The organism is uncultured Paraglaciecola sp., assembly GCF_937123705.1.
Taxonomy (GTDB): domain Bacteria; phylum Pseudomonadota; class Gammaproteobacteria; order Enterobacterales; family Alteromonadaceae; genus Paraglaciecola.
Map to the genome: position 1 here is coordinate 19,606 of NZ_CAKZKO010000020.1, position 10,348 is coordinate 29,953.

Below are 10,348 nucleotides of genomic sequence, written 5' to 3' on the forward strand. Positions count from 1 at the left end.
TTAGGTGATCATTCACGGGACATAATTCTTTTCTGGGTACTGATTGCCATCAAAATACCAAAGCCAGCTAGTAGGGTCACCATAGAAGTGCCACCATAACTCACTAACGGCAATGGCACGCCTACTACGGGTAAAATCCCAGATACCATGCCCATATTGACGAATACATAAACGAAAAAGGTAAGGGTAATACTACCTGCCAAAATTTTACTAAAGGCATCTTGCGCCTTGACCGCAATCAGCATCCCTTGGATAACAATGAAGGCATAAATAGCAAGAAGCACCACCACCCCTAAAAATCCAAATTCTTCACTGAATACTGCAAAAATAAAATCGGTGTGACGTTCTGGTAAAAATTCCAACTGAGATTGAGTGCCGTGCAGCCAACCTTTACCTTGTGCTCCTCCAGAGCCTATAGCTATCTTAGATTGAATAATATGATACCCAGAACCTAAAGGATCCGTTTCAGGGTTTAAAAACGTCAGCACGCGTTGCTTTTGATAATCTTGCATCAAAAAGATCCACATAATAGGAGTGAATGCGGAAGCCGCAACGGCTACAAATGAAATAAAGCGCCAACTCATGCCGGATAAAAATAGAGCAAATACCCCAGAACTTGCAATCAGTAAAGAGGTGCCTAAATCAGGTTGCCGTGCAATTAATAGGGTAGGGATAGCAACTAAGAGACAGCCAACCAATATATGCCATGTTCTCGGCGGCAAATTAAATCGACTGATATACCAAGCAACCATCATAGGTACGGCTAGCTTCATTATTTCTGAAGGTTGAAAGCGAATCGCGCCTAACTCTAACCAGCGCTGGGCACCTTTGCTGGATACCCCTACAACTAGCACTGCAATCAACATGGCAATGCCAATCACATAAAAATAAATAGCCAACTTTTGATATGCCATAGGTGGTATTTGCGCGACAGCTAACATTACTCCTAACGCTATCCCTAGACGGGTAACTTGCCTTTGAATCAAACTGAGATCTTGGCCACCCGCAGAATAAATGGTTGCAAGGCCTACTGCCATAAGTACAAGTAAGCCAAGTAACAGTGTGCCATCACAATGTATTCTGTCCCAAAAAGAGCGTCGGTTTGGCATAAGTTTTGTTCTTAGCATTAGTGTACAGCCTCGGCTTGGGTTAGTTCTTTAGGCTCCACTTCTTGCCCTAAATACTCAATTATTTGGTGTTTCGGAAAAGTTTGATCTTTAAAATAATTGTCCATCATCTTGCGGGCAATCGGTGCGGCTTGAGCACCGCCGTGTCCGGCATTTTCTAATACTACTGTAAGGGCTATTTGAGGTGCATCGTAAGGGGCATAACCTACATACATGGCGTTGTCGTGGTTTTTCTTGGACAGTTTCGATGCATCATATTTTTCGTCTTGTGCGATAGACACTAGTTGCGCTGTGCCTGTTTTACCTGCCGAAATGTAATGGGCGCCTTTAAACGCAGTCCGAGCGGTTCCTTTTCGGTTAACCGTACCGTACATTGCATCTAACACTACATCCCAATTATGTCGATCCTTAATCTCTATGGGGCGCCTTTCTTTTAAGGCTTGTTGCACTATTGTGCCATCTTGCATATTGCCGCGAATAATTTGCGGAATAATACGTTTACCTTTATTTACTAAGGTGCCAATTGCCTGGGTTAGTTGGATAGGTGTGGCTGTCCAGTAACTTTGACCTATGCCAATGTTAATGGTGTCACCTATGTACCAAGGGCGATTAAATAGCGCTTTAACAATGCCTCTGCTAGGCATAATACCGTCGGCTTCTTCATGTAAATCGATACCGGTATAATCACCAAAACCAAATTGGTACATGCTTTCACTGATCCTGTCTATGCCTAACTTATAGGCCATATCATAGAAATAAATGTCACAGGAAACTTCAATCGCTTTGGTGACATTAACCCACTCATGGCCATAGGGGTTGTGATCTCGCCACACTCGTTCAACATTCTTTAATTGATATTTACCTACATCATAAAGTCGACTGTCAGGGGTGATAACCTTTTCTTCTAACCCAGCTAACGCCAATAGAGGTTTCACTGTGGAGGCCGGTGGATATTGCCCTTGGGTGGCGCGGTTAAAAAGAGGTCGATCAGAGGTCAGTAGTTTTTTGTAGTTCTTACTACTAATGCCATGCACAAATAAGTTAGGGTCATAACTTGGACTGCTGTATAACGCTAGTACACCACCATCTCGAGGATCTATGGCTACCACTGAACCCCGCTCACCAGCAAAAGCTTTTTCTGCTTCTAATTGCAGGTTCATATCGATATTTAATACGATATCTTGTCCTGGAATGGGAGGGTTGAAGTCCAATATACGAATGATCCTGCCTTGATTGTTGACTTCTACTTCTTGATAACCCACTTCTCCGTGGAGTATTTCTTCGTGATACTTTTCAATGCCTCGCTTGCCAATGTCGTATGTTGCCGCATAGTTTGCTTCAAAGCCCGCTTCACTGAGTTTTTGTAAGTCTTTCTTGTTTATTTTGGCGACATAACCCAGTACATGAGTTAGCGCGCTACCATAAGGATAATAACGGGCGAGCCGCGCTTTAACAGACACTCCTGGGAAATAATGTTGTTTAGCTGAAAAAAGTGCGACTTCCTTAGGCGTTAAGTGGTTAATAAGGTTGACAGGTTTGAAACGCCGAGCGCCTAATAAGTCTTTATAAAAGTCTTCTACATCTTCTTTGTCTATATCTAATAAGATGCTTAACTCTTTGATCGTTAAATCGAGGTCCTCGCTTTCTTCAGGAATGACTTGTAGGCTAAAAACGGGGCGGTTTTCTGCTAATAAAAGGCCATTGCGATCATAGATAAGCCCTCGGTTTGGGGCGACCGGTAGTACTTTGATGCGGTTACCGTTTGCACGGGTTTGATAATCTTCAAATCGATTTATTTGTAAATAATATAAATTGGTTAACACCATAGCAATCATCACGAAAACCACCAGCAGTCCAATAAAAGTGCGCCTCGCAAATAGATTGGCTTCCGCAGAATGGTCTTTGATAAGGATACGCGGTGATGGCAAATTTATTCTCTATGATATGGATGATTATTGTTTATTGACCAAGCTCGGTACAGGCTCTCAGCAACTATGACACGCACTAAGGGGTGCGGTAAAGTCAGACTCGACAATGACCACTTTTGTTCCGCAATCTTTATACATTCTGGGGCCAATCCCTCTGGGCCACCTATTAACAAGCTAACGTCGCGGCCATCCATTTGCCAGCTTTCCATGGTTTTCGCCAATTTGGGGGTATCCCAAGGTGCGCCCGTCACTTCTAAAGTGACCACTCTATTACCTTTGGGAATAGCGGCCAAGGTCAACTCACCTTCTTTTTGCAAGATACGTTTGATATCAGCATTTTTGCCACGTTTACCGGCTGCAATTTCGGTGAGCTGCAAAGGCATATCGGCAGGAAAGCGCCTGCAATACTCTGCAAAACCTTGTTCGACCCAAGCAGGCATCTTAACGCCTACTGCTATCATTTGAATGCGCACTGGTTTAGCCCCAGAGCTTTTCCAGCTGATAGAAATCCCGCGCTTCGTCTTGCATTACGTGCAGTACCACGTCACCTAAATCGACCAATACCCAATCGCCGGTTTCACGTCCTTCAACGCTCAGTGGTGCGCTGCCTGCTTGTTTGGCTTCAACGACCACGTTTTCGGCAATTGAAATTACATGACGTTTAGAGTTACCCGAACAAATTAGCATGGTTTCGGTAATGGATGATTTTTCTGCAACATCTAAATCAATGATATCGCGGCCTTTTAGGTCTTCGACCTTTTCGATAACGAAGGCTTTTAACTGTTGGTGATCCAAAGACTTTCCTTTTGGTTGAGTTGTATAGAATTGAGTGTGAGTAGTTTAACAGAAATCAGTCCTTGGCTGATAGAGCTTATGTTGGTGAATATAATCGACTACCTTAGTGGGTAAATTTTCTTTAACTGATTGGTTGTTAATGATTTTATTTCTGATTTCAGTTGATGAAATAGTAACAGTTTGAGTATTTGCCAAATAAATATGTCCAGCGAGACTGTTATGCAGCACTAAAGGATCAATAGTTTGCCTGTTGTTTAACAGCTCTTGTAGTTGCGCAGAGGTGTGGCTGTTTTCCGTGACATTGTATACAGATTCGTTTTTTCTTTCACACACCACAAAATGACACAGCGAAAACAAAGTTTGCCATTGATGCCAAGAGCACAAGTTTTGTAAAGAGTCACTGCCAATAAAAAAGCATAAAGGAGTAGTGGGCATGGCCGCTCGAAGTTCTTGCAACGAATCTAGACTAAATGTCGGTTTGCCCCGTTTAATATCTCTTGGATCTAGATGAAATAAAGGATAATCAGCACACACCAACGCTAACATATTGAGTCTATGCTGGCTTGAGGCAACAGCAGGGTTTTTATGACTGGGGATGTAACATGGCATTAAGGCTATGTTTTCGATTTGGGTTTCTTGCGCTGCTTCTTGTACTGGGCATATATGCCCAAGGTGAACAGGATCAAAGGTGCCCCCAAAAATACCTAAAGGTGGTTTAAGTTGCATCAAGGTTTCGCTTAGTCCAATACAGCATAATCTAGTGGCAGGTTTTTTAGTGAGCATGGCATAAATAGCAGGCATAAATGGCATAGCTCAACATAAGGGCGTACCACCTGTGATTGTTTGATGGCCGTATCAAACTCTGTTAGTTTTTGTTGTAAGTCGCGCATATGCGCTAAGGTTAAACGTTGCAGCGCAGATTGATACAAAGATTGGCGGTTTTTCCAAATACGGTGCTGATTCCAGTTAATGGGTTTACCTAATTGTTTATCAAATAATATGGCTTGCAAGGTTTGCCATTCCCGAGTTAAAGCCCAGACTATTATATTAGGCTCGACGCCTTCACTTTCTAAGCGATACAACATTTTGACGGCTTTTTGTGCCTCGCCCTGTAACAAAACATCAACCAAATGAAATACCGTAAACCTGGATTGATCAACCACGGCTTGTTCCACTTCTTTAAAGCTTGGGTTGCCTTGAGGGTACAGCAGCATTAACTTTTGAATTTCCTGTTTAGCAGCCAATAGATTGCCTTCACAATAATCCATCAATAATTGTGATACTTGAGGAGATGATTGCATTCCAGCAAGGCGCATTTGGTTAGTTAACCACTGGAATAAGCCATTGCCTTCTAATGGGTAACAAGGCACAAAAATACCGTGTTTATCCACCGCCTTAAACCACTTAGTATTTTGGACATCCTTACCCACTTTACCGCCGTGCAACACTATCAGCACATCAGGATTAATTTGTTGCGCTAAGCCGGCTAATACTTTGCTGCCTTCTGCTCCGGGTTTGCCCGTGGGTAATTCAAGCTCAATGATTTGCCTGCTGGAGAATAAGGACAAAGTCTGAGTGGCCTCGATTAGTGTATCCCAACTAAATTGAGCATCTACCACTAAGGTTTGGCGTTCGTCAAAACCTTGCTCTAAAGCGGCCTGTCGAATTAATTCGATGCATTCGAGTTTCTGCTGTGGCTCGTCACCAAAAATCAGATAAAAAGGTTTTAACTTAGCGTTAGCGTCGACCTTAAAGCGATTGGCATATACCTGCATTAGCCACCTTTTTGCTGTTGCCAGATACTATAGGAACTGGCGATTTGACGAATAATGCGATTGGCTGCCTCTTTGCGCATTTCGTTTTGGATCAAATCTAATTCGCGGGTTTTAGCCAGCACGGCATTGGGGTCGTCTTGATATTCTCTAGTAACATCGAATTCTATTTCTAGTGGATCTTGATCAGGAAATTGTAGTTGATACATTATGGTATACACCAACTCATATTCCGCGGTTTGCCCGGTTGAAAAAAGCGATAATAAGCGTCTTTCGAGTTTATCAGATCGCAAATAAATCACCGCATCAAGGTGTTTATCAATTTGCCTAGACCTTGCTGCATTATCCAGTACTTCAATATTCAGCCCTTGCAACTGCTTACCCAATATTCTATGCAGTGGCGTATTTTGTTGCGCGGCTGATAACTGCATGGTTTGAATTTCTGCAGGAAGCCCATAATCACCACGCAGCTTAAAGCCGCATCCCGCTATCATTAAGATAATAACGAAGATGCTTAGCTGCATGCCAAAAGGTTTTAACACTTTAATTGGCCACTATATTGAGTAATTTACCTGGGATATAAATCACTTTACGAACGGTTTTGCCATCGGTATGTTGTTGTACATTATGTTCAGCCAAGCCCAAGGATTCGACTTGCTCTTTTGAAGCATCGACTGCTACGGTAATTTTAGCTCTAACCTTACCGTTAACTTGCACTATCACGAGTTTTTCGTCCTCAATCATAGCCTCGGCATCAGCCACAGGCCAAGGCGCAGTTTCTACTTCTTGGGTATGGCCTAAGTCTTTGTACATTACATGGCAAATATGCGGCGCGATAGGGGCTAACATTAACACCATAGCGTTGATCCCTTCGTTCATTATGGCGAGATCTTGGGCTGAGGTTTTTGCGGCCTTTTGTAAATAATTTAGCAATTCCATAGTCGCGGCCACAGCCGTATTAAAGGTTTGACGACGGCCAATATCATCGCTGACCTTTTCAATGGTTCTATGTATTATCCGTCTTAGGTTCTTTTGCTCGCCCGTTAATTGGGCTTTGTCTAGGGGCGCAATATCGCCTGCTTCTACGTGATCTTGTACTAAGTTCCACAAACGTTTTACAAATCTGTGAGCGCCTTCAACACCAGAATCAATCCACTCTAAGGTTTGCTCAGGCGGCGCGGCAAACATTGTAAATACCCGTATGGTATCGGCGCCGTACAAATCAATCACTTGCTGAGGGTCGATGCCGTTGTTTTTTGACTTGGACATTTTGATCATGCCGTGATGAGTCACTTCTTTGCCGTCTGATTTTAGTACAGACTTCAAAATCCGGCCTTTCTCGTCTTTATCACTGGCTACATCAGCCGGTGAATACCAGACTTTTTTACCTGCACTATCTTCACGATAAAATGAATCCGCTAACACCATGCCTTGGCATAATAAACGTTTGTATGGCTCATCTGATTGCACTAGGCCTTCGTCACGTAACAATTTATGGAAAAAACGCGAATATAATAAATGTAGTATGGCATGTTCGATGCCGCCTACATATTGATCAACAGGCAACCAATAATTAGCTTGAGTAGGATCCAGCATTACATCATTGTTTTGGGCGCTACAATAACGTGCGTAGTACCAAGATGACTCCATAAAGGTATCGAAAGTATCGGTTTCTCTCAGGGCAGGTTCGCCCTGGTATTGGGTTTTCGCCCATTCGGGATCTGCTTTTATGGGAGAAATAACCCCGTTCATCTGCACATCTTCAGGTAATTCAACAGGGAGTTGCTCGCTAGGTACAGCCACAGATTCGCCGTTTTCTAAATTTAGCATTGGGATAGGTGTGCCCCAATAACGCTGCCGTGACACTCCCCAGTCTCTTAAGCGATAGTTGACCTTCTTTTTTCCCTTGTTTTGTTCGCTAAGGGTGTCGGCAATTTTGTCGAACGCATCAGCAGAAGACAGACCATCGTACTCGCCAGAGTTGACCAATAGCCCTTTTTCGGTAAAGGCGGCTTCACTAATATCGGCCTCAACATTGCTATTTTCAAACGCTTTTATGACTTGTTTGATCTCAAGGGCGTATTTAGTGGCAAATTCCCAGTCTCGTTGGTCGTGACCAGGCACCGCCATAACGGCGCCCGAGCCATAGCCCATTAGTACAAAGTTGGCGACCCAAACCGGTACTTTATCACCCGTTAACGGGTGAATCGCATAATAACCTGTTGCACAGCCTTTCTTTTCCATGGTGGCCATTTCAGCTTCAGTTACTTTGGTATTTTTACATTCTTCAATAAAGGCCGCTAAGTCACCGTTGGTTTTGGCGGCTTCTAAGGCAATAGGATGCTGCGCCGCAACAGCTACATAAGTGACGCCATATAGGGTGTCTGGGCGTGTGGTATACACATCAAAATTGCTGAATTGCGCTACGGTTTGTGCAAGTTCGAAGGTGATTTCAACGCCCTCAGATCGGCCAATCCAGTTTTTTTGCATAGCACGCACTTGGTCAGGCCATTGCTCTAATTGCTCTAAGTCGTTAACCAGTTCTTCGGCGTAGTCGGTAATTTTAAGAAACCATTGGGGGATCTCTTTTTGTTCGACCAACGCACCAGAGCGCCAACCGCGCCCATCTATAACTTGTTCGTTTGCCAACACGGTATGGTCAATAGGATCCCAATTTACAGTGGCGTTCTTTTTGTACACTAAGCCTTTTTCGTATAAGCGGGTAAAAAACCATTGTTCCCAGCGGTAGTAGTCTTTTTTACAGGTGGCGATCTCCCGATCCCAATCATAACCAAAGCCTAAAGATTTTAATTGGGTCTTCATATATTCAATATTGGAGTAGGTCCAATTTGCAGGGGCAGTGTTGTTGTCTATTGCAGCGTTTTCGGCCGGTAAACCAAATGCATCCCAGCCCATAGGTTGCAGTACATTTTTACCTAACATTCTTTGATGGCGGCTGATCACATCACCAATAGTATAATTGCGCACATGGCCCATATGTAAACGGCCACTGGGATAAGGAAACATAGACAGACAATAAAACTTTTCTTTGTTTTGGTCTTCAGTGGCTTTAAAGGTTTGTTGGGTTTCCCAGTAGGCTTGAACCTCTTTTTCGATTTCTTGAGGTTGGTATTGTTTTTCGGCCATTAAAAAAGATTTCCGTGACTAGAGCGATAAGGCCAAAACGACCCTAAACATTGATATAAAAATAGCTGGTTAGAATACCTTAGCGTATCCCCTGCAAACAATAGCAAATAGGCGATTTATGACGCTAATTCAGAAGTATTTAGGTGTAACAGGTATTTTGTAGTGAATTGAGTGATATTTAATCAAGGTGAAACGGGTATTTTCATATGTGTTTGTACTAAAAATCGCCAGTTTTTCATATTCTTATCGTATCCGTTTGACAGCTTGCTAATTACGGGTTTCACTAACTGGTATATTCTAAATTTGTGGTAAACAAGCCTTAAACATGCAAGCCAAATATGCCTTACATCTGCAGCAATTGACTGCAAAACCCAGTAGACGATTAATTAATCAAGCGTTAAAAGATCAACACGCATTAAGCGCCACCTTTATTGGTCAGGATAGGGCGCGTGATGCGCTGTCCTTTGGTTTAGGTATAGATGCTAGGGGATACAACCTCTATGTTATGGGCGAACAAGCGACCGGGCGGTTTACCTTAGTCCATGAATTTATTGACAAATATGTGAATAAAACCGTTACGCCTGATGATTGGTGTTATATCAACAACTTTGAAGATGAGCGTGAGCCTTTCTCGTTAAAGTTGCCAGCAGGAGAAAGTAAAAACCTAGTTAAAGACATGGAAAACCTGGTTGATGAGTTATTGGATACTTTTCCTGCTACCTTCGATAATCCGGGCTATCAACGAAAACAAGCTGCGATTACCCGCGAATTTGATCAAGGTTACGATAAAGCCATCGATGCAGTGGAACAACTTGCCCAGCAGCAAGGGATCGCTTTATATGAAGAAAATGGCACTATTACCTTTTCGCCCATTGTGGACGGTAAACCCATTACTGACGCTGAATTTGCCAAAGTGTCTGATGGTCAACGACAACACTTTTATCAACTCATTGACGAACTCGAAGACAAACTCAGTGAAGCTTTAATTGAGTTGCCCAAGTGGAAACGAGCGACCGCTGAAAAATTAAGAAAATTAAAGAAGGAAACAGCAGAGCAGGGCATTAGACCCTTGCTAAAAAACTTAGAACACAAGTATTCATCGGACTTGGCCATATTAAAATTTTTGCGCCAACTCAAACCCCATTTGGTGGAAACAGTAGTTGAAGTATTAGCCGATGATAAAAAAGAAGACAAACATGATGAATACGACAAACGTTCGATTTTAGAAGAGCAATACTTACCGAATATTATTGTATCTCATGAGTTAAATAGTGGTTCGCCAGTGATCTATGAGCCTAATCCTACCCATCAAAATTTATTTGGCAGAGTGGAATATACCAACATTCAAGGCTCAGTTTTTACTAACTATCGGATGATCCGTCCAGGGGCGATTCACAGAGCAAACGGTGGTTATTTACTGCTAGACGTAGATAAGCTTATTGAGCAACCTTATGGCTGGGAAACCTTAAAGCTGGTGCTGAAGTTTGGCACATTAAAAATGGACTTACCCCAACATGATGTGGGCATGGTGAATTCGATCACCCTTAATCCTCAGCAGATCCCGATCGATGTGAAAGTC

9 protein-coding genes are annotated in these 10,348 nt (G+C 42.9%); 1 reads left to right on the plus strand and 8 read right to left on the minus strand.

Annotation, left to right across the window (positions count from 1 at the left end):
* Positions 1 to 8: 8 nt before the first annotated feature.
* The 8 genes from rodA to leuS are packed head-to-tail and all read right to left on the minus strand — an operon-like array spanning position 9 to position 8,769.
* On the minus strand, positions 9 to 1,127 hold the full coding sequence (gene rodA / locus Q0688_RS03135; RefSeq protein WP_299073094.1) for a rod shape-determining protein RodA: 1,119 nt from the start codon (positions 1,125 to 1,127) through the stop codon (positions 9 to 11).
* Positions 1,127 to 3,055, minus strand: coding sequence for a penicillin-binding protein 2 (gene mrdA, locus Q0688_RS03140; protein WP_299073096.1), 1,929 nt, complete (start codon positions 3,053 to 3,055; stop codon positions 1,127 to 1,129). Before mrdA ends, rodA begins: the two co-directional genes overlap by 1 nt.
* 2 nt (positions 3,056 to 3,057) lie before the next feature.
* Entirely contained in the window at positions 3,058 to 3,528 is a 471-nt protein-coding gene (gene rlmH, locus Q0688_RS03145; protein ID WP_299073098.1) for a 23S rRNA (pseudouridine(1915)-N(3))-methyltransferase RlmH, read from the minus strand.
* A 4-nt stretch (positions 3,529 to 3,532) separates the two neighbouring features.
* Positions 3,533 to 3,850 carry a ribosome silencing factor gene (rsfS, locus tag Q0688_RS03150; RefSeq protein ID WP_299073100.1) on the minus strand — a complete coding sequence of 106 codons (318 nt, stop codon included), beginning with the start codon at positions 3,848 to 3,850 and terminating at the stop codon, positions 3,533 to 3,535.
* Positions 3,851 to 3,895: 45 nt separating this feature from the next.
* A complete protein-coding gene (nadD, locus tag Q0688_RS03155) occupies positions 3,896 to 4,660 on the minus strand; it encodes a nicotinate-nucleotide adenylyltransferase (RefSeq protein WP_299073101.1) in 765 nt (254 codons plus the stop codon).
* Positions 4,588 to 5,625 carry a DNA polymerase III subunit delta gene (gene holA, locus Q0688_RS03160; RefSeq protein ID WP_299073102.1) on the minus strand — a complete coding sequence of 346 codons (1,038 nt, stop codon included), beginning with the start codon at positions 5,623 to 5,625 and terminating at the stop codon, positions 4,588 to 4,590. The genes nadD and holA overlap by 73 nt, the downstream gene beginning before the upstream one ends.
* Positions 5,625 to 6,164 carry an LPS assembly lipoprotein LptE gene (gene lptE / locus Q0688_RS03165; protein WP_367179777.1) on the minus strand — a complete coding sequence of 180 codons (540 nt, stop codon included), beginning with the start codon at positions 6,162 to 6,164 and terminating at the stop codon, positions 5,625 to 5,627. The genes holA and lptE overlap by 1 nt, the downstream gene beginning before the upstream one ends.
* A 1-nt stretch (position 6,165) precedes the next feature.
* Entirely contained in the window at positions 6,166 to 8,769 is a 2,604-nt protein-coding gene (gene leuS, locus Q0688_RS03170; protein WP_299073103.1) for a leucine--tRNA ligase, read from the minus strand.
* A gap of 325 nt (positions 8,770 to 9,094) precedes the next feature.
* Here leuS and Q0688_RS03175 point away from each other — a divergent pair.
* On the plus strand, positions 9,095 to 10,348 hold a 1,254-nt coding region (locus tag Q0688_RS03175; RefSeq protein WP_299073104.1), incomplete at its 3' end, for an ATP-binding protein.

Excerpts from the sequence above, each read along its gene's own strand:
- holA (WP_299073102.1), bottom strand. The coding sequence starts at position 5,625 with ATGCAGGTATATGCCAATCGCTTTAAGGTCGACGCTAACGCTAAGTTA.
- nadD (WP_299073101.1), bottom strand. The coding sequence starts at position 4,660 with ATGCCATTTATGCCTGCTATTTATGCCATGCTCACTAAAAAACCTGCC.
- rodA (WP_299073094.1), bottom strand. The coding sequence starts at position 1,127 with ATGCTAAGAACAAAACTTATGCCAAACCGACGCTCTTTTTGGGACAGA.
- leuS (WP_299073103.1), bottom strand. The coding sequence starts at position 8,769 with ATGGCCGAAAAACAATACCAACCTCAAGAAATCGAAAAAGAGGTTCAA.